Raw genomic sequence first — 22,867 nt, 5'->3', positions numbered from 1 at the left:
ATGACCGATACTACCGCAGATAGAACAGTACCGAAAGATGTGAGCGTCGCCTCAACGGCCTGTCAGCCCCGGCCGGGGTACGCTAGATTGGCTCGAAGATCATTTTGACAAGGGATGCCCATGGACGACCAGAAGCGCCGCGATGCCGGCATGAACGTGCGCCGGAAGGTTTTGGGCAATGCCTGGGTCGACAAGTCGATCGCGGGCCGCAATGCCTTCAACACCGACTTCCAGGACATGATCACGCGCTACGCCTGGGGCGAGATCTGGACGCGGCCGCATTTCGACGAGCGCACGCGGCGAGTGCTCGTGATCGGCACCATGGTCGCGCTGGGGCAATGGGACGAATTCCGCCTGCATGTGCGCGCGGCGCTCGCCGAGGGCGGCTTCACCCCCGACGACATCAAGGAAATCCTGCTTCAGCAGGCAATCTATTGCGGCGTGCCGGCGGCGAACCACGCCGTCAAGGAAGCCTCAGCGATTGTGCAGGAGCTCGGCCTGCTCAAGAGCTAGCGGCGCGGCGGTCTCGACGGCCTCCCGAACGTTCTTGGGCGCCGGCGCGGGCCGTTCAATCACCACCACGATGGCAGCGCCGAGCAGCAGCAGCAGCTCGGTGGCATGCAGCCGGAGCGCGGCCATCTCGCCGACCTTCGACGCCATCAACATGCTCGTAAACGAGATGAGGCTGCCGATCGCAAGCGCAATGCCGAGCGCCTCGTCGCTGCCGCCATTCTTGCGGACGCGGGGAATGCACAGAAGCGCGAGATAGATGGCAAAGAACGCCACCACCGTCAGCCGGCCCAGCGCCAGCAGCCAGGCGGCACGCACCGTGCTCATCCCCGCCATCTGAAGATGATCGCTGAGGAACAGCGCCACCGCGACGCTCGGCCGCTCGTAGAGGCCGTGCACCGGTGCCACCATGATGTTGAAGGCCACGAGCGTCCAGGCCGGGATGAAATAGGCCGCCAGCAGGGCGCCGTTGACCGAACCGATCCGCCAATTCCTGAACATGCCGCTTCCCGCTTCGCTCGCTGCGCGCCTTCCATGGAAAGGCTTTGCCGGGGAGCTAACTCGCATCAGACCATGGCGGCAATTTAAACCCTTTGTTTACCTTAACCGGCCCGCCGGGCGGCGCGCCCAAGGAAAAAGGGCCCCGCCTCCCGGCGGGGCCCTCTTCACGTCTAGGCTCCGAAACTACTTGTCCTGACCGTGCTGGCCGCCCTGTTGCTGGCCGGGCTTCTCGCCCTGGCGCTGCGGATGCTGCTGCTGCTGTCCGGGTTTCTGCCCGCCACCCTGCTGCTGCCCGGGTTTCTGAGTCTGCTGGCCCGGATTCTGATCTTGCTGCTTCGACATTTGGGGGAACTCCCTAGTTGGACCTCAGAGGAGAGACAACGGCCGGGATTCAGTTTGGTTGCTTTGCGGAACCCGGTTCCTCGCACCTGCGGAACCGAAATGACATCCGTAGCGAAATGACCTCTGTACAAGCCTTTGTGTCGAGGCATGGCCAGTTGCAGCCACCAGTTCCCTCCTGTTACAAAACGAGAAGAATGCTTAGGGGCTGCCGGGGCCCGAGAAGAAACTCAATCACACTTTCTCTCGAAGAGCTCCCTTTGAGCCGCGTCAGGTTTGGTAACGGCAGCCCATGGATTATTTCGCCCAGCAGCTCATCAACGGTCTCGTTCTGGGCTCGATCTACGGCCTGATCGCCATCGGCTATACGATGGTCTACGGCATCGTCGGCATGATCAATTTCGCCCATGGCGATGTCTTCATGATCGGCGGCTTCATCGCCCTGATCACCTTCCTGATCCTGATCTCGCTCGGCCTGACCGCGATCCCGGTGATCCTGCTGGTGGTGCTGCTGGTGTCGATGGCGATCACCGCGCTCTACGGCTGGACCATCGAACGCATCGCCTACCGGCCCCTGCGTCATTCCTTCCGCCTCGCCCCGATGCTGTCGGCGATCGGCATGTCCTTCGTGCTGACCAATTACTCGCAGGTGGCGCAGGGCGCCCGCGTCAAGCCGATCCCGCCCTTCATCACCGGCGGCTATACGCTGCACGAAAGTGCGGACGGCTTTGTGATCCAGCTCTCCAACATCCAGATCATGGTGGTTCTCACCACCATCGTGCTGCTTGGGATCTTCACCTGGCTGGTGTCGCGCACCCGGCTCGGCCGCGACATGCGCGCCTGCGAGCAGGACCAGACCATGGCGGCGCTGCTCGGCGTCAACGTCGACCGCACCATCTCCATGACCTTCGTGATCGGCGCAGCGCTCGCCGCGGTCGCGGGCCTGATGTACCTGCTCTATTACGGCCTGGTGGATTTCTTCATGGGCTTCGTCGCCGGCATCAAGGCGTTCACCGCGGCTGTGCTCGGCGGCATTGGCTCGCTGCCTGGCGCCATGCTGGGCGGTCTCGCGATCGGCCTCATCGAGACGTTCTGGTCGGCCTATTTCTCGGTCGAGTACAAGGACGTCGCGGCGTTCTCGATCCTGATCGTCGTGCTGATCTTCATGCCGACCGGCCTGCTCGGCCGTCCCGAAGTCGAAAAAGTCTGACGGTCGCCGCGTGACAATTCTCTCGAGCAATACGGCCAAACCTGCAACGGACATCCCCGCTCTGCTGAAGACGGCCTTCGTCAACGCCCTGATCGCGCTGGTGCTGTTCTCGCTGATGGTCGGCGTCCGCACCGAAGCGGGTTCCGACGGCCAGCTCACCTATTGGACCCGCTTCGGCGAGGTCGCCTCCCTCGTTGCCGCCGTGTTCGGCGGCTCGATCGTGCTCGGGCTGTTGCGACAGTGGATCGGGTCCAGCGGCACCGACAAGCTGGTGCCGCCGGCTGTACGCAGCGGCATGTCGTTTCTGGGCCGCTACCTGGCGCCCGCACTTCTGATCTTCACGGTGCTTGTGCCGGTGATCTTCTATGACCAGCGCTATATCCTCGATCTCGCGATCCTCGTGCTCACCTATGTGATGCTGGGCTGGGGGCTGAATGTCGTGGTCGGGCTCGCCGGCCTGCTCGACCTCGGCTACGTCGCCTTCTATGCGGTCGGCGCCTATTCCTACGCGCTGCTCGCCACCAATTTCGGCTGGTCGTTCTGGGTCTGCCTGCCGCTTGCCGGCATCCTCGCCGCGTTCTGGGGCGTGCTGCTCGGCTTCCCCGTACTGCGCCTGCGCGGCGACTATCTCGCCATCGTGACGCTCGCCTTCGGCGAGATCATCCGCCTCGTCATCATCAACTGGCAGAGCCTCACCGGCGGCCCCAACGGCGTCTCCAGCATTCCCCGCCCCTCGTTCTTCGGCATCCCGCTGGACAACAGCGACAACGGGCTCGCCGCCAGGCTCGGCATCGAATATTCGCCGACCCAGCGCATCGTCTTCCTGTTCTACCTGATCCTGGCGCTTGCGCTGCTCACCAACTGGGTGACGATCCGGCTGCGCCGCCTGCCGATCGGCCGCGCCTGGGAGGCCTTGCGCGAGGACGAGGTCGCCTGCCGCGCGCTCGGCATCAACACCACGACCACCAAGCTCACGGCGTTCGCGACCGGCGCCATGTTCGGCGGCTTTGCCGGTGCGTTCTTCGCGACGCGCCAGGGCTTCATCAGTCCGGAATCCTTCACCTTCCAGGAATCGGCGCTGGTGCTCGCCATCGTCGTGCTCGGCGGCATGGGCTCGCAGCTCGGCGTCGCGCTCGCCGCGCTCGCCATGATCGGCGGCTTCGAGCTGTTCCGCAGCCTCGAGACCTACCGCATGCTGGTGTTCGGCATGGCCATGGTGCTGATCATGATCTGGCGGCCGCGCGGCCTGATCGGCCATCGCGCGCCGACCGTGTATCTGACCAAGGCGCAGGCGATCTCTTCCGACCTCGTGAAGGAAGGGCACGGATGAGCGCCGACAAGATTAGCGACAAGATTCTTGGCGTCGACCGGCTGACCATGCGCTTCGGTGGCATCGTCGCCGTGCAGGACCTGTCGTTTGCGGCCGAACGGAAGAAGATTACCGCGCTGATCGGACCGAACGGCGCCGGCAAGACCACCGTGTTCAACTGCATCACCGGCTTCTACAAGCCGAGCGGCGGCGCCATTCGCCTCACCCATGACGACGGCAAGGTGATTGCGCTGGAGCGGCTGAACGATTTCCGCATCGCCAAGCAGGCCAAGGTGGCGCGCACCTTCCAGAACATCCGCCTGTTTCCCGGCATGACCGCGCTGGAAAACCTGATGGTGGCACAGCACAACGCGTTGATGCGCGCCTCCGGCTTCACTTTTCTCGGCCTCATCGGCGCGCCCGGCTACCGCGACGCCGAAAAGCGCGCGATCGACCTCGCCACCGACTGGCTGAAGCGGGTCAATCTGCTCGACCGCGCCGACGATGCCGCCGGCAATTTCGCCTATGGCGACCAGCGCCGGCTCGAGATCGCGCGCGCGATGTGCACCGAGCCCGCGCTTTTATGCCTGGACGAGCCCGCCGCGGGTCTCAACGCGCGCGAGAGCGCCGCCTTGAGCGAGCTCCTGCTCTCGATCCGCAACGAGCTCGGCACCTCGATCCTGCTGATCGAGCACGACATGTCGGTCGTGATGGAGATCTCCGACCACATCGTGGTGATGGACCATGGCGTCAAGATCGCGGAAGGCTCTCCGCGCGAGATCCGCGACGATCCCAAGGTGATCGCCGCCTATCTCGGCACCGACGAGGAAGAGGCCGTGGCGGTGATGGAGAGCGGGTCGTGACGTCGGCGTCCACTCCCCTGCTCTCGATCCGGGGCCTGCGCGCCGCCTACGGCAAGATCGAGGCGCTAAAGGGCGTCGATGTCGAGATCAGCGCCGGCGAGATCGTCGCGCTGATCGGCGCCAACGGCGCCGGCAAGTCCACGCTGATGATGACGATCTTCGGCAAGCCGCGCGCCCGCGCCGGCCATATCCTGTACGAAGGCCGCGACATCACCGACGTTCCCACGCATGAGATCGCCCATTTGCGCATCGCGCAATCGCCGGAAGGCCGCCGCATCTTCCCGCGCATGAGCGTCGCGGAAAACCTCCAGATGGGGGCGGATGCCACCGGATGCACCGACGCCGAACGCGAGGCCACGCTGCAACGCGTCTTCACGCTGTTCCCGCGGCTGAAGGAGCGCTACGCCCAGCGCGGTGGAACGCTGTCCGGCGGCGAGCAGCAGATGCTGGCAATCGGCCGCGCCCTGATGAGCCGCCCCCGCCTGCTTCTGCTCGACGAGCCCTCGCTCGGGCTGGCGCCGCTGATCGCGCGCCAGATTTTCGATGCGATCCGCACCCTGAACCGCCAGGACGGCCTGACGGTCCTGATCGTCGAGCAGAACGCCAACCATGCGCTGAAGCTCGCCCATCGCGGTTACGTCATGGTCAACGGCCTGATCACGCTGGCCGGGACCGGCGCCGAGTTGTTGCAGCGCCCCGAGATTCGCGCCGCCTACCTGGAAGGCGGCCGGCACGGCTGAGGTTGCCCGACGGCGGAGCCCGTGCGGCCGAATGTGGCGAGATATCTCCGCCAATGCCCGTATTTTGCCGGTGACTTCTCCCGAGATTCATTCGAGAATGGCGCCGGTTTGGACCGGGCGTATCCGGCAACTTCCACAGGCGACCACCCGCGAGGTATCTCATGAAATCACTGAAGCTCATCGGTCTGGCATTCGGCGCGTCGATCGCGCTATCGAGCGCGGCGTTCGCGCAGGATGTCACCGTCGCAGTCGCAGGCCCGATGACCGGCGGAGAGTCCGCCTTCGGCCGCCAGATGAAGAACGGCGCCGAGATGGCCGTGGCTGACATCAACGCCGCCGGCGGCGTCAACGGCAAGAAGCTCGCGCTCAACGTCGAGGACGATGCCTGCGATCCGAAGCAGGCGCGCTCGATCGCCGAGAAGATCGCCGGCGCGAAAATCCCGTTCGTGGCCGGGCACTATTGCTCGTCGTCGTCGATCCCCGCCTCCGAAGCCTATGCCGACGGCAACGTGCTCCAGATTACCCCCGCCTCGACCAATCCGAAGTTCACCGATAGCGGACTCTGGAACGTGGCGCGCGTCTGCGGCCGTGACGACCAGCAGGGCCTGGTCGCGGCGCAGTACATCGCCAAGAACTACAAGGGCAAGAACATCGCGATCCTCAACGACAAGACCACCTACGGCAAGGGTCTCGCCGACGAGACCAAGAAGGCGCTCAACAAGGCCGGCATCACCGAGAAGATGTACGAGTCCTACAACAAGGGCGACAAGGACTTCAACGCGATCGTCTCGCGCCTGAAGCGCGACAACATCGACCTCGTCTATGTCGGCGGTTATCATCAGGAGAGCGGCCTGATCCTGCGCCAGATGCGTGACCAGGGCCTCAAGACGATCCTGATGGCCGGCGATGCGCTCGCCGACAAGGAGTACGCCTCCATCACTGGTCCGGCCGGCGAAGGCACGCTGTTCACCTTCGGCCCCGATCCGCGCAACAAGCCGACCGCGAAGAAGATCGTCGACGCCTTCAAGGCCAAGAACATCGACCCCGAGGGCTATACGCTCTACACCTACGCGGCGATGCAGGTCTGGTCGCAGGCGGCAAAGAAGGCCGGCACCACGGACGCCAAGAAGGTCATGGCGGCGATCAAGGCCGGCAAGTGGGACACCGTGATCGGCCCGATCGAGTATGACGCCAAGGGCGACATCAAGCAGCTCGACTATGTCGTCTACAAATGGGACGCCAAGGGCGGCTACGCCGAGATCAAGGGCAACGGCACCTAAGACAGGATGCCTGACCTTTTAACCGGATCAATCCAACGCCCCGGTTCGCCGGGGCGTTTTCTTTCGCCGTGCGGTCACACGGCTGCGGAGAGTTCGCCGCCCGCCGCAGCCTGGGCCTTGTGGAGCGCTTGCAGGAGATCGTTCGGCCGAAATGGCTTTTGCAGGCATACCACGTCGGCCAGACCAGGCGCCTCGCCCATGAAATCCAGCGCGGTCATGCCGGAGACCGCGACGATCGGGAACCCGGGAACTCGCTCGCGAATGGCCGCCATGACGTCAACGCCGCTGGTGTCGGCCAGGAAAATATCGACGATCGCGGCATCGAAAGCGCCCTCGCTGAAGGCTTTCAGGCCCGCTGCGCCGCTCTCGGCTTCGACGACGTCAAAGCGGTTGACCCGAAGCACGATCGCGACCATGGCGCGGACCTCCTTCTGGTCGTCGACAACGAGAACACGGCGCATGGGAACAACTCCCGGATACGTATCATTATTTGGTTCAATTCACCGCAAGTGCCCGGCAAGGCAGTATGGGTCTGTCCCGGTAAATCACCTCTTACCAGCTACCTGTTCCAAGTCCCACCCCAAGTTAAATAAGCTGTAACCTTCGGTTGAGTCGCATGCGCTTTCTGTCAGGATGCGCGCCCGGAGCGGGCTACCATGCGGGTAGCGGCTTCCCGGCCGGAAGAGATTGACGTAGGAGGTCATCATGCCGGCTTACGAGAGATCGACGTGCTAGCGCCTAACGACCGAAGCACATTCCTGTCGACCTTGCCGGCTACGCGAAGCGATCGCAGGGCTGCGTTGGCGATCGTCGGCATCTCCGCGATCCTGTTCGCACTGGCGGTACCGTTTGCGGGCTTGCCGCTCGCGCAGGTGCCGGCCTTCGTGGCGAGCTACCAGTCGGCGCTCGCGGTCAGCGACATCATCACCGCCGTTTTGCTGCTGTCGCAGTTCGCCGTGCTGCGCAGCCGCGCGCTGCTGCTGCTGTCGATCGGCTATATGTTCACGGCGGGCGCCGCGGTGACCCACGCCCTCACCTTCCCCGGGCTGTTCGCCCCGGCCGGATTGTTCGGTGCAGGCCCGCAGACCACCGTCTGGCTCTACATGATCTGGCACGCCGGTTTCCCGCTGTTCGTGCTGGCCTATGCCTGGCTCAAGGACGGCAACGGCGGCAACAGGGTTGCGGGCGCGACGGCTCCCGCGATCGCACTTTCCGTCGCCGGCGTGTTCGTCGCGTTGACCGTCTTCGCCTGGCTGGTGACTGCGCAGCACGGCCTGCTACCGGTCCTGCTCAAGGACGGCCACTACACCCCCACCATGATCGGCGTGGTGTCGTTCGTGTGGTCCCTGAGCTTCGCGGCGCTGGTCACGCTGTGGTTTCGCAAGCCGCACACGGTGATCGACGTCTGGCTCATGGTCACGATGTGCGCCTGGCTGTTCGACATCGCGCTGTCGGCGATCGTCAACGTCGCGCGTTTCGACCTCGGTTTCTATGCCGGCCGTCTCTACGGCCTCTTTGCGTCGAGTTTCGTGCTCGCGGTGCTGCTCATCGAGAACGTGCGGCTCCAGGCCAACACGGCAGGCATGGTCGGCGCGCTGCAGCGGCAGTCGAGCTCGGAGCGGAACTATTATGCCGAGCGCGAGCGGCTGTTCAGCGCCGTCGTCGAGTCCTCCAACGACGCCATCATCACGAAGTCGCTCGACGGCACCATCACGTCCTGGAACAAGGCGGCAGAGCACGTCTTCGGCTACTCCGCCAGCGAGGCGATCGGCCGCCAGGTCGATATCATCATGCCCGAGGGGCAGCGCGAGGAAGTCGCCGAAATGCTGGCCCGCACCCGCAACGGCGAGGTCATCGACCAGCACGAGACCGTGCGGCTGCACAAGAGTGGCCAGCCGATCGACGTCCTGCTGAGCCAGGTCCCGCTGCGATCGACCGACGGCAAGATCATCGGCGCCTCCAAGGTCGCTCGCGACATCACCGAGCGGAAGCGGGCGGAATCCGCCCTCAACCGCGAGATCGAGGAGCGCCAGCGCATCTTCGAGACCTCGCAGGACCTGATCCTCGTGACGGACGGTTACGGCAATTTCATCCAGATCAGCCCGAGCGTGAAGGACATCCTCGGGTACAAGCCGGAGGACATGATCGGGCACAGCGCCATCGAGTTCATTCACCCCGATGACCTCGACAACACCCGCAGCGAGATGCGCGCGGCGCGGCGTGGCGCGGTCAAGCGCAGCTTCGAGGCGCGCTACTACCACTACGACGGTCACGAGGTGACGCTGAACTGGATGGGCACCTGGTCGGAGCCTGTGAAGCGCCATTTCTTCATCGGCCGCGACCTCACCGAGAAGCAGGCCGCGGAGGCCCAGCTCAGGCAGGTCCAGAAAATGGACTCCATCGGCCAGCTGACCGGCGGCGTCGCCCACGATTTCAACAACGTGCTGACCGTCATCACCGGCACGATCGGCATCCTCGCGGATGCGGTGGCCGACCGTCCTGAGCTCGCCGCCATCACCAAGCTGATCGACGACGCCGCCGAGCGCGGCGCGCAACTGACCAAGCACCTGCTCGCCTTTGCCCGCAAGCAGCCGCTCCAGCCGCGCGAGATCGACGTCAATGCGCTGGCGCTCGAGGCCGCCAAGCTGCTGCACCCGACCCTCGGCGAGCAGATCACCATCATGCCGCAGCTCACCGAGGATGCCTGGCCGGCGCTGGTCGACCCGGGCCAGCTTTCCACCGCGATCCTCAATCTCGCGCTGAACGCGCGCGACGCCATGCCGGACGGCGGCACGCTGGTGCTGGAGACCCGCAACATCTTCCTCGACGACGGCTATGCCAGCATGAATCCCGACGTCGTCGCCGGCAGCTATGTGATGATCGCGGTCAGCGACACCGGCACCGGCATTCCACCGGACCTGATGGAGCGGGTGTTCGACCCGTTCTTCACCACCAAGGAGGTCGGCAAGGGCACCGGGCTCGGGCTCAGCATGGTGTTCGGCTTCGTCAAGCAGTCCGGCGGCCACATCAAGATCTACAGCGAGGAAGGCCACGGCACGAGCGTGAAGATCTACCTGCCGCGCTCGAGCGGCGTGCAGGAGAGCGAGTACGAGTCGCTCCAGAACGTGCCCATCGCCGGCGGCGACGAGAAGATCCTGATCGTCGAGGACGACGCGCTGGTACGGCAATATGTCGTGACCCAGATCAAGAGCCTCGGCTATGCCGCGCTCGAGGCCGCCAACGCGGCCGAAGCCCTCACCATCATCGATGCCGACAAGGGCATCGACCTGCTCTTCACCGACATCATCATGCCGGGCCACATGAACGGCCGCCAGCTCGCGGACGAGGCGGTGCGGCGGCGTCCCGACCTGAAGACGCTGTTCACCTCGGGCTACACCGAGAACGCCATCGTCCATCACGGCCGGCTCGATTCCGGCGTGCTGCTGCTGGCCAAGCCCTACCGCAAATCCGAGCTCGCCAAGATGCTCAGGACGGCGCTGGCGAGTTGAGCGCGCGGCATCGGTGCGCTATCGCTGATGCCTGAAGCGCATGGAGTGCCGGCCTTGAATAATCTGCTTACCGATATCGCCGGCGTCCGCGTCGGCCATGCCGAGGATGCGAAAGTCGCCTCCGGCACGACAGCGATCATCTTCGATGCCCCGGCGGTCGCGGCGATCGACGTGCGCGGCGGCGGGCCCGGCACGCGCGAGGATGCGCTGCTCGACCTTGCCAGCACAGTCGAGCGCGTCGATGCGATTGCGCTGTCCGGCGGCTCCGCCTTCGGCATCGAGGCCGGCGGCGGCGTCCAGGCCTGGCTTGCCGAACAGGGCCGCGGCTTCCGGATTCGCGAGGCGGTGATCCCGATCGTGCCGGGCGCCATCGTGTTCGACCTGCTCAACGGCGGTGACAAGGCCTGGGGTCGCTTCGCGCCCTATCGCGATCTCGGTTACGCGGCAGCTGTGGCCGCGGGCCACGATTTCGCGCTGGGCAGCGTCGGCGCGGGCCTCGGCTGCACCACTGCGACCTTCAAGGGCGGGCTCGGCTCGGCTTCAGCGGTCTTGCCCAACGGCATCAAGGTCGCCGCCATCGTGGTCGTCAACGCGGTCGGCAGCGCAACCGTCGGCGAGGGACCGTGGTTCTGGGCGGCGCCGTTCGAGGAGAACGGCGAGTTCGGCGGGCGCGGCCTGCCAGCCAAGTTCACGCCTGACATGCTGGCGATGCGCATCAAGGGCGGCCCCGCCGCGAGCGCGCGCGAGAACACCACGATCGGCGCCGTCGTCACCGATGCGACGCTGACCAAGGCCCAGGCCAAGCGGCTTGCGATGATCGCGCACACCGGATTTGCCCGCGCCATCTATCCGGTGCATGCCCCGACCGACGGCGACGTGCTGTTTGCGGCTGCGACCTGCGAGAAGCCGATCGAGCCGCTGGTCGGCCTCACCGAGCTCGGCACTGTCGCCGCCAACGTGGTCGCGCGCGCGATCGCGCGCGGCGTGTACAGCGCAACGGCGCTGCCGTTTGCGGGAGCATTACCGGCGTGGAAGGACCGCTTCGGCGCGTAAGGGGCACGCGCCTCTCGCCACATATCGCGCGTCATCGCCCGGCGAAGACCGGGCGATCCAGTATTCCAGAGGCAGTTGTGATTGAACCGAGAAGCCGCGGCGTACTGGATGCCCCGGTCCCGGCTCCGCCAAGGCTACGCCGGGGCCACAAGGGTGCTCGGCCGCCGAAGCTTTAGCGAAGGCGGCAAGCCGGGCATGACAGCGAGTGGGCGTCAGACGCTCATCGACATCGACGAGCCGGCGGTCGCTGAGGCGCCTTGCCCCTGCCCGCCTTGCCGCTGCATCAACTGCGCGAACAGATCGTAGGCCGAATTGCGAGAGGAGCTGGAGGCGCCCGGGACCGTCGTCGACATCTTGAAGCCGTCGGCATAGGTGACGGTGGTGGTGGTCGAGCCGTCGGCCGCGGTCGTCGTGGTCGAGGTCGATCCGCCGCTCGGCTTCGAGGCGGAATCCGATCCATCGCCGGAGCCGCTGGCACCGTGGGCATGGCCGTGATGGCCGCTCTTCAGCGCCTTCGACATCTCATCCAGGCTGACGCTGCCGTCGGAATTCGTATCCATCTTCGAGAACACGTCGTCGGCCTGCGCTAGGTTGGTGCCGCCAGCGCCGAGCGCGTTCTCGAATTCGGACTTGGTGATCTTGCCGTCGCCGTCCCCGTCGATCTGAGAGAACAGGTCCTTCAGCGCAGCGTCGCGGCTCGTCGAGGTCGAAGACGTCGAGCTCGACGAGGTCGAGCTGGCCGCGCTGCCGGTGCTGTCCGTCGACTGGCTTTGCGCGGCGAACAGCGCGTTCATGGTCTCCGGCGAGATCTGCGGAGTTTTGCCCGCGTTGACCGGCGAGGTCGCGTTGCTCGTCGTGCTGCTGCTGTCGATCGCGAACGGATTGGTCGGCGCGCTCTGCGAAGACCCCGTCTTCTGGGTCGACGAGGACGATTTCGAGTTCGTCAGCGACTGGATCGCGTCGAGCGCGCTCGATACGGCACCAAGGGCAAACAACATTGCACAACTCCAACCGATGCGGCACGCCGCAGCCAATGTTCTGGCGGTGATGCCAGCAAGCGTCGTGCCAGCGCAAAAAGCTCAATGAAATCCGCCTTCGCGACGCATGGCGCGGCTCGGGAACACCGGCAATTCATGCCGGTCGCGGCAGAAATTTCCGCCCACAGGAAGCACACCACCCCTGCATTGCCCGGCTGAGAGGCCCATGTTAGGCGAGCATCATCTTTCACGGCCGCCACGGGACACCGCGCCATGACCCAAGCCTTCACTCCCCGCCCCCTGGCCATCGCGCCCTCGATCCTGGCCTCGGACTTCTCCAGGCTCGGCGAAGAGGTGCGCGCGGTGGACGCGGCCGGCGCCGACTGGATCCATCTCGACGTGATGGACGGTCATTTCGTGCCCAACATCTCCTACGGCCCCGACGTCATCAAGGCGATGCGCCCGCACACCAAGAAGATCTTCGACGCGCATCTGATGATCTCGCCCTGCGACCCCTATCTCGAGGCCTTCGCCAAAGCCGGCTGTGACCACATCACCGTGCATGCGGAAGCAGGTCCCCATCTGCACCGCTCGCTCCAGGCGATCCGCGCGCTCGGCAAGAAGGCCGGCGTCTCGCTCAACCCGGGCACGCCGATCAGCGTGCTCGAATACGTCATCGACCTCGTCGACCTCGTGCTGGTGATGTCGGTCAATCCCGGCTTCGGCGGCCAGGCCTTCATCCCGTCTGCGATCGGCAAGATCCGCGACATCCGCGCGATGACGGCGGGACGTTCGATCGACATCGAGGTCGATGGCGGCGTCGGTCCCGATGTCGCGGGTCCCCTGGCCGCGGCGGGCGCCAACGCCTTCGTCGCCGGCACCTCCGTGTTCAAGGGCGGCACGCAGGAAGCGTACAAGACCAACATCGCCGCGATCCGTAACGCCGCCGCAGGCGCACGCGGCGAAGCGATCTGAAGCACAAGCAACATATTTGCTGAAAAGCTGCGGGTCTTACGGGCGTTGCGACGCGCAATGCCTAAATTGCACCTTGATCCGTACTCCTCCGGGCTTCCCTGATTCGTGCAAATCACCGCTAGTGATTCTTGCCTGTTTTCGCGGGAGCACATCATGACGACGACCCTGGTTTGGACTGGCGTGGCGTTGTGGCTTGGTTTCAGTGCGTTTGTTGTGTTTGGCCCATCGGCCGGACCGGCGAGGGTGCCGGCACGTTCGGCCCGCATCGTCCGTCGCGACTGGTATCGGGCCTGAGCCCATGCAGATCGCGCTCGTGAAGCGTCAAGCGAAGCGCAGGTGCCGCATCCCGCGGCGCCCGCATCCTGACCTCGACTATTTCTTCGGTCGGCTCGAACGCACCGAAGGCGAGAGGCGCGACGACACCGGGCCCGAGATGGCGGACCCGGATCACCCGCTCCGGTCACCGCGCCGGCATTGAATTCTGTTCTGGACCACGCCCGATGAAACCGCACTGCCCGAACTGCCTGAAGGAAATGACCAAGGCATCCGCGTCGCGTAACCTCTTCAATTGCGAGCCCTGCCGCGAGATCATCCAGTATTTCGGCGGCGGCGCGGATCACGGCGAGCCCGGCCCGCAATTCTGCTGGCCGATCCGCCGCAAGCGCTCCGTCCACGCCGCCCACGCGGCGTGATCTTTCCTAGCCCCACACGACGCCGGCGTCTGGTTTCGCCGCAGCCATCCGCGGCGGCCGCACCACGGTGACGGTGCAGGCCGCCTCCGAGGCCACCTTGGCCGAGACGCTGCCGAGCAGCGTGCGGCGGAACGAGCTCTGCCGCGCGCCGATGATGACGTGGTCGACCTGATTGATCTCGGCGAATTCCAACAGCGCCGCGGCGGGGTCGACGGCCTCCAGCACGTGAACCGACAGCCGGCTCTCATCCAGCTTGAGCGGCGTCGCCCAATGCCGGAGCGCGACCAGGCGGTCGATATGCTTGTTGGAGCCCTGCTCGTCGAGCGTCCGGTCGATCGCGATGCGGTTGAGCTTGAGCACGTTGACGCAGGCAAGCCGCGCCGACGGCAGCGTCGCGAGAATGCGCTCGGTCGTCACGCGCAGCGCCTCGTTCAGCTCGCCCGCGCCTTCCACCGTGTCGAGCGCGACCGCGAGGATCGGGCTGGAGGCGATTTGCGCGGCGACGTCCGATTTCGCGCGCGGCGCCATGACACCCAGGTTGAAGCGCCGCCGCCAGGCGACGCTCAAGGGGTCGCGCTTCAGCCGTTCCGAACGCGCGGTGAGCCTGACCTGGTCCGGATGAGCGAGATCGAAGGCGAGCTGGGACGCGGTCGGATAGCGCCGCACCGGCTCGATCTCGAGACAGCGCAGCACCACCTCCTGAAGCCAGGGCGGATAGTCCGCGCGCAATTCGCGCGGCGGATGCGGATCGCGCCACAGCCGGCGACGCATCGCGCGCAGCGTCTCGCCCTCGCCGAAGGGACGCTCGCCGGTGGTGAAGAAATAGAGCAGCACACCCAGCGAAAACAGATCGCTGCGCGGATCGTCGCGTACCCCCAACAGCCGCTCGGGCGCCATGTAGGGCGCGGTGCCGTAAGGCAGGCGGAATTCTTCCTGCAACAGGTCCGGCAGATGGTTGTGGTGCGACAGGCCGTAATCGATCAGGACCGCCTCGCCGCTATCGCGGAACATGATGCTGCTCGGCTTGATGTCGTGATGAATCACGTTCTGCCGGTGCAGATCGGCCAGCGCGGCGGCGATCTTCGCGACGAGCTGCCGCGCCTCCTCATATGGGAGCGGCAGGTCGGGCAGCCGCTTGTAGAGCGTGGTCCCGGGAATGCGCTCGATCACGGCGTAGGCCTGGTGCGCGAAGTCACCGGTGCCGAAACACGAGGGCACGTGCGGGCCGGCGAGCCGCGGCAAGATCATCATCTCCATCTCGAACGAGACGATTGCGGCGGGGTCCTCGCCCTCCGACACCCGCGGAATCTTCATCAGCAGCGGCACGTCAATGCCGGGATGGGTGACGGTCCACAGCGTCGCCATGCCGCCGGCATGGACGCATTCACCGATGGTGTAGCCGTCGATCTCGGCGCCTGATTTGACCAGGGGTTGCGGCATCGCCGTCAGCGTCCCTGCGACAGCCGGTCGGCGAGCCAGGGCGGCAGGCCGTTTTCGCGAATCTTGTTCGCCGCGCTCGCGATATCATAGGGCGCGCGGCAATAGGTGATCTGGCACGACACGGTGTCGAACAGCACGAAGGCTGCGGATGGATCGCCATCGCGAGGCTGGCCCACCGAGCCGAGCACGGCCAGCCATTGCCGCCCGCGCAGCAGCGGCACGGAAACGTCGGTCTTGGGCACGAGGCCCGTCATCTTCGCCGTCACCGACATCGAATAGAGCGCCGGGCGATGGATGTGGCCGCAGAAGGTGACATGGGCGGGCGTCGATATCAGGCTCTTGGCGGCATCCGCCGTCGAACGGACATAGTGCCAGCGCTGCGGGCTCGAGGCCTCCGAGTGGACGTAAAGGCGCTCCTTCTCATCCACCAGCATCGGCAGCTCGGCGAGGAACCGCCGCTGCGCGACGTCGAGCCGCCCGCGCGTCCATTCGATCGCGATCTGCGCCTCCGCATTCATGGCTTCGGTCGTGGTGTTGACCGCCTCGTCATGATTGCCGCGGACGGCGATGGCGCCCTCCCGGACCAGACCCATCACGGTATCCACGACCCATTCCGGATCGGCGCCATAGCCGACGAAATCGCCGAGCAGGACGAACCGCTCCGCGCCCTTCGCGCGGGCAACCTTCAGGCAGGCCTCGAACGCCTGCCGGTTGCCGTGGATATCCGAGAAGACAGCGAGAAGCACGCACCCTCCACCCCAAAGGCCTTATCGGAAGCCGATAAGGCCAAATTGAGGGACGTCAAGAAGATGCGCCAGTGCGGGTCCGTTTTCCAGCGTGCCCCTGTCGCGATGGTGAAGAGCCTATTGCTCGTCCTTCGGCGGCATCCGGGGCGGCGGAATCGGGGTGAACACCGCGCCTTGCGCGCCGGCGGGTGGTGCCAGGAATTCGCCGGTCGAGGAATCACCGCCGCTGGTCTCCAGAATGGTCTTGGGCGTCACATATTCCCGGACCATGTCGATCAGACTGCCATCGCCGCCGCCGAAATCGGCGGCGCGGCCGCCTTGCGGATGTCCCAGCGCGATCTCGTTCTCCGCCGCATGGGTCTTGTCGGCCAGCCTGTCATTGTAGGGCACACGAAAGGCGCGCGGGATGCCGCTCGGGCGATTGTCGTCATCCAGCTGCTCGACCCAGAGATAGATCGAGCCGGGATCGCCTTCCAGCGAATGCGGCTCGACGATGCGGGCCTTCAGCAGCTTGAAGGTCGCCGGCAGCCGTTCGGAACTGGCCCAGCCCAGCAGCCCGCGCATCTCGGTGAAGCTGACGACATAGAAGGCGCTGGTCACGACCACCGCGACGGCCTTCAACGACCAGTGCAGCCGCGCATAGACCAGCACGACAAGCAACAACGCGCCGATGACGGCGTAGGCGACCGACAGCGTGAGGATGACCGTCTGCAGGCTAGTCACGGCGCACCCTCACAGCGTTCTTGCTCACACCGGTCCTCGGGTCGAGATCGGCGCCGTTGCGCCAACTGCTGCGGAACGTCTCCAGCAGCGATTTCGGCCGCTGGTCCACATTGACGACCTTTCCCTCCGCATCGAGCCGGAACCGCACCGCGGTCTTCTCGTCGCCGGTGTGATCGAGCGTGAATTTGTTGTCGAAGACCACCTGCGCGGTCGGATTGAGCTTCTGCACCTTCACATTGGCCTGGACCGGTTCGCCGGTCGTCGCCACGAAATGTGAGACATTGACGGTGTATTCGCCGGCGAGGATGCCGCGCACCGTGACGATCTCCTCGCGGATCGGCGAGGCGATCTTCTTGCCGTTGACCATGATGAAGTCGTTGGCCCCGCCGCGGTCGTCGCGATCGAGCGTGAGGAAGCCGGCTTCGCGGTGGCGATACCAGGCGATGTTGCCGGCGGGATCCTGCACGAACAGGTCGAGATCGTCTGGATGGCTGTCCGGCCAGTCCAGCGTGATCATGAACTCGGCCTTGGAATCGATCTTGCCGTCCTTGGCATCGGGCGACACCGCGAGGAGCGCGAGGAAGAACAGGAAAGCGATCACCTGGAGCGCCTTGAACAGCATCACGCCCAGCGGATCGAACGGCTCCTCGCGTGGATAGAGACCAAAGTCATCCATCATGACGCGGTTCCAGCGCCTTTGCGCTCCAGCACCGGCGTCACATAGGTCTCGGTCAGCACCACCGCGTCCGAGAACACGCGCTGGGTCGCGGCATCCAGCATGTAATACTGGATGCGCACCAGGATCGAGCCGACGAGGCCCGCCAGCGTCGTGTACATCGCGACCGCCATGCCGTCGCTCATCAGCCCCATCGAGGAACGCATCGCGACCTTGTCGGCGGCGTCCAGCCCCGCGATCGGCGCCAGCATGATGATGAAGCCGATGATGGTGCCGAGCAGGCCGAGCTTCATCAGCGTGTCCGAGACGAAGGCACCGAACCCGTTGGAGCCGCGCAGCCGGTCGGCCAGCGTCCGCAGCAGCAGCGTCTGGTCGACCGCCCGGTAGTCCTGCGCGGACGCTTTCGTCACGAGGCTCTCGATATGGTCCCGCACCAGCCCGCGTGGCAGCGCGGCCGCGCTGCCGTCGAGCACCTTGCTGCCCCCGGGCGCCGCGAGCACCGCCCGGCAGCGCCGCGCCGCCGCGCCTTCACGGGCGATCGCCCGCGTCCGCAGGAAGCAGTGGCCGCAGGTGACGACATAGAGCAGCGCGATCACGCTGGAAATGTAAGTGCGGTCCGAGCTCAGCATCAGACGGATCAGGCCGAAGCGCCACAGCAGCACGACGGCGAAGATCGACAGCCCGGTGAAGATCATCCAGAACAGCAGCGCACTGCGCTCGGATGGGTCGGCAGCAGACCCCGCGATCGGTCCAATCGTCATCGAACTCATGCTGCACTGCTCCTGGCTTGCAGGGATTGGCCTGCAACGATTCCACCCCGATTAGATCAAAGCCGCCGCGCGCGGTCCAAAGAGCCATGCCCAATCCGGCTTGGGAAATTTGCCCGAGCTGCAATCCGGCCCAAACCCCGCAATTGGCAAGGCGCGGCGGCGTTGTTAGGCTGACCTTACCAAACGTTGAGGGTGATCGCATGCGCCTCGTGCTTCAGCTTGTCGCCCGTCTGCTTCTCATTGTCGCGCTCTGCCTTGGCGCGGCGACCGTCTGGGCCACGTTCGACGCCTATCGCAGCGTCGACCGGGCGACCGCGGCCTCGGCGCAGCGGGTCGCGCAGGCACTTCAGGCGCTGTACTGGCACGAGTTCTTGTTGCGCAGCAGCAGAACGCGCGAGCAGCTCTTGCCGGTTCCGGAGTGGCGCACCCTGGAGACGATGAAGCTGATCTCGCCCGGCGTCTGCGTCGAGTTCCAGCCGGCCATCGCATTCGAACGGCCGCTCTGCGGCCAGAGCGTGGGGCTAGGCAAGACGCCGCCGCACTGGTTCACCGCGATCGTACCCATCTTCCTCGGCAGCCACGCCGAAGTGATAAGGCCCGTCAGTCCCCGCGCGGCAGCCGCCGGAACGGTCGTCGCGACGCCGGATGCCGCAGCGGCCATCTCGCTTGCCTGGGAGTATCTCCTCAACGTGGTCGACGTCGCGCTTCTGATGGCGGCGGCGATCGCGCTCTTGGCGTCGCTCGCCATCGCGCACGCGCTGGCGCCGGCGCGCACCATCGTCGCCGCGCTCCAGCGCATGGCGCGGGGCCAGTATCGCACGAAACTGCCGCGCTTCCGCTCCATGGAGCTGGCGATGATCGGCAGCGCCGTCGGCGAGCTCGGCGGCCGGCTCGAGGAAGCCACCGAACAGCGCGCGGCGCTGACAAGGCGGCTGATCGAGATCCGTGACGACGAACGCCGCGCGCTCGCCCGCGAGCTGCACGACGAGTTCGGCCAAAATCTCTCCGCCATCCTCGCCTTCGCCAACACGATCGAGACCGCAAGCGCGAAGGAGAGCAAGGATAACGCAATCGCGCAGGACGCGCGCATGATCTCGCAGGCCACCCATCATCTGATGGCCTCGTTGCGCGATGCGCTCAAACGCCTGCGCAATCCCCTGCCCGAGGAGCTTGGGCTCGAGGCCAGCTTGGTCAATTTGGTGGACAGCTGGCGCTCGCAAAGCGCTGCCCAGCCGACCATCCGGCTCGACCTCAGGGGCGACCTCACCGACATCAGCGGCCCGGCCGCCACCACCGCCTATCGCGTGGCGCAGGAATGCCTGACCAACGCACTGCGCCACAGCTCGGCGCGCGAAATCTCCTTGCGCATCGAGCGGCGCGCCGGTGACGACGACGCGTTGCTGATCCGTGTCGAGGACGACGGCGGCGGCGACGCCGCGCGCGTGGCGCAGTCGGCCGGCTTCGGCCTCACCGGCATCCGCGAGCGGGTCGCGGCGGCCGGCGGATCGCTCTCGATCCTGCCTGCGCGAGGAGGCCTCAGCGTCGCCGCCACCATCCCGCTCGCCGCATGAGGCCGACATGAGCGATGTTGCGGCAACAGGCATCTCCGTGCTGCTGGTCGACGATCATCCGATCGTGCGGCAAGGCTACCGGCGCGTGCTGGAGAGCCAGGGCGATCTCCATGTCGTGGCGGAAGCCGACAACGCGGCCGACGCCTACGGCGCCTTCAAGGCGCACGACCCTGATGTCGTCCTGCTGGATATCTCGATGCCCGGCGCGAGCGGGCTGGAGGCGATCCGCAACATCCGCGCGCGCAGCCCGCGGGCGCGCATCCTCGTCTTCACGATGCACAACGAGGCCGTGCTGGTGAAAGCCGCCTTCAGCGCCGGAGCCAGCGGATTCGTCACCAAGAGCAGCGAACCCTCCGCGGTCGTCACCGCGATCCGCAGCGTTGCGCGCGGCGAGCGCGCCATGAGCGACGACATCGCGCACATTTTGGCCGAGGACAGCCTGTCGGCGGGCTCGGCGCTGGACCAACTGGGTGAGCGCGAGATCGAGATCCTGCGCCAATTCGCCGGCGGCGCTACGACCGAGCAGATTGCTGCGCATCTCAATCTCAGTGTCAAGACGGTGCAGAACTATCACTATTTGATTAAGACCAAGACCGGCGCGCGCACCGACGCGCAACTGGTGCGGCTGGCAGCGAGCTGCGGGCTGACGAGGATCTAGGGCTTCGCGGCTGGACGCCTATCCGGTTCCGGCCGGCCGCCCCAACGAAGGTCTCCAGTCGCTCTCGGATTGTGCTAGGCTCGATCGCAGCCACGGCATCCGCGCGAGACCGCCGGTGGGTGTCTGTTGGGCTCCGATCTTGACGCGAGCCTCCCGGCTCTTTCGAAGCCGCGCTCGTTCCCGTTGTATGTTTTGCATGACAACAGGAGACGCTTCCATGAACATCAGGGACAGTCTTCTTGCCGCACTGATCGCCTTCAACGTTGTCGCGACCGGAACCACCGAGAGCACAGCAGCCGAGGCGAAAGACCAGATCACCATTCTTTATGACGCCTTCGGCACAAATGACGCGATGACAAAGGACTGGGGTTTTTCCGCCCTTGTCGAAGTCGCGGGAAAACGCATCCTGTTCGACACGGGTAACGACCCCGAGATCTTCGCGGCAAACGTGAAGGCCAGGGGCGTCAACCTCTCGGACCTCGACTTTGTCGTTCTTTCGCACCGCCACTCCGATCATATGGCGGGCTTGTCCTACGTCCTGAGCGTCAATCCGACCGTCAAGATCTACGCGCCGAAGGAAGGATTTGGCATCTACGGCTCTTCGCTGCCTTCCGGCTTCTTCCGGAAAGACGAGGCCCTGCCACCGGAGATGCGGTACTACGGAGGCAAGCCCCCAGCGGTGATGAAGTTCGGCTCGGCATGGGCCAACGCAAACTTCGAACTGATCGATCAAACGACCGAGATTGCTCCTGGGATCACACTGATTTCGCTGATCTCCGACGCGCCCGGGACACGAGAACTCAAGGAGCTGTCTCTGGCCGTCAACACCGCAGAAGGCGTAGTCCTTCTGGTCGGTTGTTCGCACCCCGGGATCGAGCGCATTGTCGAAGCGGCGACCGGTATCAATCCCAGGATTCATCTCATCGCCGGCGGATTTCATCTGGTCGTGGCGCCTGACGAGGCAATCGCGAAAGTCGTTACCGCTCTGAAGGACAGGTTCAAGGTCGACGCCGTAGCACCGGGACATTGCACCGGTGAGCCGACTTTTGCCGCGCTCAAGAAGGCGTTCGGCGACAGCTATCTCTATGCCGGCCTCGGCACGTCGATTCCGGTTGGAACGAGTGGGAATGTCCGACGGGGAGAAGGTCCGACGCTCGACGACCTTGCGACATATCGGAAACTGGCCGGGCGTGAAGACCCGTTCGGCATCTTACGGTCGCGCGGCCTGCGGTCGGGATCCGCGCTCTAGCGCGGCGGCGCACAGTTCGCGCCTTTATCCAGCGCTTGAGGCGAGCGGAATGGAACCGACACCGTCGCGCTTTGGTTAGCAGCAGAGTGAAGGAGTTGCGCCATGAGTAAGGCCATGCACCGAACGGTCGTCGATCCTCCGCTCCTCACCGTGGGCGAGCTCATCGACGAACTCTGCCGCTTGCCGGATACGGCCGTCGTCCACTTCCGCTGCCCCGCACTCGATCAGGAGCTTACATTCTACCGCATTCGGAAGCGGTCGAAGGACGCCGTCGAAATCGCGGTGAACACATATCCGGAGAGCCCGCCGGTTGTCCCATCCTCCAACGGAAGGCAATCGACCCACTCGCCTGCCCTTCGCGAGGAGGCCCTTTTGCACAAGGCGAAAGGCTGAATCGACAGTTACACGCTTTGGCGGGACCGTGTCGGTCTAGGCCGCCTTCAACCCGCGCAGCACCAGCGCCAGGGTCGCATCGACACGAGCGGGCAGATCGGCGTCCTTCCACTCGTCGGCATGTGCCGGGTGGTGGAAGCGGACGGTGGCATCGAAGATGGCGCGGGCGGTGGCCTTGACGTCGCCCACCTCGAACACGCCCTGCTTCACGCCGTCGGTCAGGATCGACGCGATCTGGTCGATCATGGTGTCCTTGTGGCACTTGACGGCGGCGCAAGCCTCGCGCGCCAGCGTCAGATAGGTGTCGAACATCTCGGGATCGTCGAGCACGCGCGAGCGCTTGGCGGCGAACAGCGTGCGCAGCCAGCGGTCGAGTCGGGCCGGCGCCGGCCCCTGCTCCTCGGCGATCGCCAGCAACGGCGCGTCGATGCGATCCAGCCAGCGTTTGGCGACGGCCTCGCGCAGCGAGGCCTTGCTCGGGAAATGGCGATAGACGCTGCCGTGGCTCACATCGAGCGCACGGGCAACGTCAACCACGGTGGCCTTGGCAAGTCCGTAGCGCCGCAGAACGTCCTCGGTGACTTCGAGGATCCGCTCCGGCGTCAAGATCACGGCTTCATTCATGCCAGCACCATGTTCCCGTTGAGGGCTCAGTTACCCGGCGATGGAGCTGCTTCCGAAGC

At 65.4% G+C, this 22,867-nt stretch carries 25 protein-coding genes; 15 read left to right on the top strand and 10 right to left on the bottom strand.

What is annotated here, in order from left to right; translation table 11 throughout:
• Positions 1-120 precede the first annotated feature (120 nt).
• Positions 121-513, top strand: a complete 393-nt coding sequence (locus tag AB7G19_RS15715; RefSeq protein WP_039152041.1) for a carboxymuconolactone decarboxylase family protein — start codon at positions 121-123, stop codon at positions 511-513.
• Here AB7G19_RS15715 and AB7G19_RS15710 read toward each other — a convergent pair.
• Positions 475-1,011, bottom strand: a complete 537-nt coding sequence (locus AB7G19_RS15710; protein WP_085404328.1) for a hypothetical protein — start codon at positions 1,009-1,011, stop codon at positions 475-477. The genes AB7G19_RS15715 and AB7G19_RS15710 overlap by 39 nt on opposite strands.
• A gap of 183 nt (positions 1,012-1,194) precedes the next feature.
• Entirely contained in the window at positions 1,195-1,353 is a 159-nt protein-coding gene (locus AB7G19_RS15705; RefSeq protein ID WP_166342481.1) for a hypothetical protein, read from the bottom strand.
• Positions 1,354-1,642: 289 nt separating this feature from the next.
• Between AB7G19_RS15705 and AB7G19_RS15700 the strand changes: the two genes are divergently transcribed.
• From AB7G19_RS15700 to AB7G19_RS15680, 5 genes are all read left to right on the top strand, one after another.
• A complete protein-coding gene (locus AB7G19_RS15700) occupies positions 1,643-2,560 on the top strand; it encodes an ABC transporter permease subunit (protein ID WP_028147449.1) in 918 nt (305 codons plus the stop codon).
• A gap of 10 nt (positions 2,561-2,570) precedes the next feature.
• Positions 2,571-3,890, top strand: a complete 1,320-nt coding sequence (gene livM / locus AB7G19_RS15695) for a high-affinity branched-chain amino acid ABC transporter permease LivM (RefSeq protein ID WP_085404375.1) — start codon at positions 2,571-2,573, stop codon at positions 3,888-3,890.
• Positions 3,887-4,732 carry an ABC transporter ATP-binding protein gene (locus AB7G19_RS15690; RefSeq protein ID WP_208072043.1) on the top strand — a complete coding sequence of 282 codons (846 nt, stop codon included), beginning with the start codon at positions 3,887-3,889 and terminating at the stop codon, positions 4,730-4,732. The genes livM and AB7G19_RS15690 overlap by 4 nt, the downstream gene beginning before the upstream one ends.
• Positions 4,729-5,472 carry an ABC transporter ATP-binding protein gene (locus AB7G19_RS15685; RefSeq protein WP_166342483.1) on the top strand — a complete coding sequence of 248 codons (744 nt, stop codon included), beginning with the start codon at positions 4,729-4,731 and terminating at the stop codon, positions 5,470-5,472. Before AB7G19_RS15690 ends, AB7G19_RS15685 begins: the two co-directional genes overlap by 4 nt.
• Before the next feature lie 161 nt (positions 5,473-5,633).
• Positions 5,634-6,752, top strand: coding sequence for a branched-chain amino acid ABC transporter substrate-binding protein (locus AB7G19_RS15680; protein ID WP_028147453.1), 1,119 nt, complete (start codon positions 5,634-5,636; stop codon positions 6,750-6,752).
• A gap of 74 nt (positions 6,753-6,826) precedes the next feature.
• On the opposite strand, the gene AB7G19_RS15675 is transcribed toward AB7G19_RS15680, so the two are convergent.
• Complete coding sequence (locus AB7G19_RS15675; RefSeq protein ID WP_071912455.1) at positions 6,827-7,213, bottom strand: response regulator; 387 nt, start codon at positions 7,211-7,213, stop codon at positions 6,827-6,829.
• Positions 7,214-7,408: 195 nt separating this feature from the next.
• On the opposite strand from AB7G19_RS15675, the gene AB7G19_RS15670 reads away from it, so the two are divergent.
• Both AB7G19_RS15670 and AB7G19_RS15665 read left to right on the top strand, forming a co-directional pair.
• Positions 7,409-10,261, top strand: a complete 2,853-nt coding sequence (locus AB7G19_RS15670) for a PAS domain S-box protein (RefSeq protein WP_135215444.1) — start codon at positions 7,409-7,411, stop codon at positions 10,259-10,261.
• Positions 10,262-10,315: 54 nt separating this feature from the next.
• Complete coding sequence (locus AB7G19_RS15665) at positions 10,316-11,314, top strand: P1 family peptidase (RefSeq protein WP_354097483.1); 999 nt, start codon at positions 10,316-10,318, stop codon at positions 11,312-11,314.
• Between the two features lie 212 nt (positions 11,315-11,526).
• Here the strand turns inward: AB7G19_RS15665 and AB7G19_RS15660 are convergent, their stop codons facing one another.
• Positions 11,527-12,312 (bottom strand): EF-hand domain-containing protein, encoded by a 786-nt coding sequence (locus tag AB7G19_RS15660; RefSeq protein ID WP_166342486.1) that lies wholly within the window; start codon positions 12,310-12,312, stop codon positions 11,527-11,529.
• A gap of 252 nt (positions 12,313-12,564) precedes the next feature.
• On the opposite strand from AB7G19_RS15660, the gene rpe reads away from it, so the two are divergent.
• The 3 genes from rpe (at position 12,565) to AB7G19_RS15645 (ending at position 13,958) form a co-directional block, all read left to right on the top strand.
• Positions 12,565-13,266, top strand: a complete 702-nt coding sequence (gene rpe / locus AB7G19_RS15655; RefSeq protein WP_354130323.1) for a ribulose-phosphate 3-epimerase — start codon at positions 12,565-12,567, stop codon at positions 13,264-13,266.
• A 298-nt stretch (positions 13,267-13,564) separates the two neighbouring features.
• A complete protein-coding gene (locus tag AB7G19_RS15650) occupies positions 13,565-13,744 on the top strand; it encodes a hypothetical protein (protein WP_028147458.1) in 180 nt (59 codons plus the stop codon).
• Between the two features lie 22 nt (positions 13,745-13,766).
• Positions 13,767-13,958: a hypothetical protein gene (locus tag AB7G19_RS15645; RefSeq protein ID WP_014494175.1), complete on the top strand. Its 192-nt coding sequence runs from the start codon at positions 13,767-13,769 to the stop codon at positions 13,956-13,958.
• Positions 13,959-13,964: 6 nt separating this feature from the next.
• Here AB7G19_RS15645 and AB7G19_RS15640 read toward each other — a convergent pair whose 3' ends face one another.
• The 5 genes from AB7G19_RS15640 to AB7G19_RS15620 all read right to left on the bottom strand — a co-directional run bounded on the left by AB7G19_RS15640 (position 13,965) and on the right by AB7G19_RS15620 (position 18,313).
• Positions 13,965-15,398, bottom strand: a complete 1,434-nt coding sequence (locus AB7G19_RS15640) for a serine/threonine protein kinase (RefSeq protein WP_354130324.1) — start codon at positions 15,396-15,398, stop codon at positions 13,965-13,967.
• 5 nt (positions 15,399-15,403) lie between these two features.
• A complete protein-coding gene (locus AB7G19_RS15635; RefSeq protein ID WP_063982396.1) occupies positions 15,404-16,144 on the bottom strand; it encodes a metallophosphoesterase family protein in 741 nt (246 codons plus the stop codon).
• A gap of 117 nt (positions 16,145-16,261) precedes the next feature.
• Positions 16,262-16,867: a hypothetical protein gene (locus tag AB7G19_RS15630; RefSeq protein ID WP_028147461.1), complete on the bottom strand. Its 606-nt coding sequence runs from the start codon at positions 16,865-16,867 to the stop codon at positions 16,262-16,264.
• On the bottom strand, positions 16,860-17,546 hold the full coding sequence (locus AB7G19_RS15625) for a hypothetical protein (RefSeq protein ID WP_028147462.1): 687 nt from the start codon (positions 17,544-17,546) through the stop codon (positions 16,860-16,862). The genes AB7G19_RS15630 and AB7G19_RS15625 overlap by 8 nt, the downstream gene beginning before the upstream one ends.
• A complete protein-coding gene (locus AB7G19_RS15620; RefSeq protein WP_166342492.1) occupies positions 17,543-18,313 on the bottom strand; it encodes a MotA/TolQ/ExbB proton channel family protein in 771 nt (256 codons plus the stop codon). Before AB7G19_RS15620 ends, AB7G19_RS15625 begins: the two co-directional genes overlap by 4 nt.
• 200 nt (positions 18,314-18,513) lie before the next feature.
• On the opposite strand from AB7G19_RS15620, the gene AB7G19_RS15615 reads away from it, so the two are divergent.
• From AB7G19_RS15615 to AB7G19_RS15600, 4 genes are all read left to right on the top strand, one after another.
• Positions 18,514-19,884, top strand: coding sequence for a sensor histidine kinase (locus AB7G19_RS15615; protein ID WP_166342493.1), 1,371 nt, complete (start codon positions 18,514-18,516; stop codon positions 19,882-19,884).
• Between the two features lie 7 nt (positions 19,885-19,891).
• Positions 19,892-20,542: a response regulator gene (locus AB7G19_RS15610; RefSeq protein ID WP_014494168.1), complete on the top strand. Its 651-nt coding sequence runs from the start codon at positions 19,892-19,894 to the stop codon at positions 20,540-20,542.
• Positions 20,543-20,759: 217 nt separating this feature from the next.
• Positions 20,760-21,791, top strand: coding sequence for an MBL fold metallo-hydrolase (locus AB7G19_RS15605; protein WP_354125875.1), 1,032 nt, complete (start codon positions 20,760-20,762; stop codon positions 21,789-21,791).
• A gap of 102 nt (positions 21,792-21,893) precedes the next feature.
• Positions 21,894-22,184, top strand: coding sequence for a hypothetical protein (locus tag AB7G19_RS15600; RefSeq protein WP_166342494.1), 291 nt, complete (start codon positions 21,894-21,896; stop codon positions 22,182-22,184).
• A 36-nt stretch (positions 22,185-22,220) separates the two neighbouring features.
• On the opposite strand, the gene AB7G19_RS15595 is transcribed toward AB7G19_RS15600, so the two are convergent.
• Positions 22,221-22,808 (bottom strand): TetR family transcriptional regulator, encoded by a 588-nt coding sequence (locus AB7G19_RS15595; protein ID WP_028158450.1) that lies wholly within the window; start codon positions 22,806-22,808, stop codon positions 22,221-22,223.
• Between the last annotated feature and the right edge of the window lie 59 nt (positions 22,809-22,867).

This window comes from Bradyrhizobium sp. 215_C5_N1_1 (assembly GCF_052075935.1).
Classification (GTDB): domain Bacteria; phylum Pseudomonadota; class Alphaproteobacteria; order Rhizobiales; family Xanthobacteraceae; genus Bradyrhizobium; species Bradyrhizobium barranii.
This window is presented reverse-complemented; position numbering and strand designations above follow the sequence as displayed.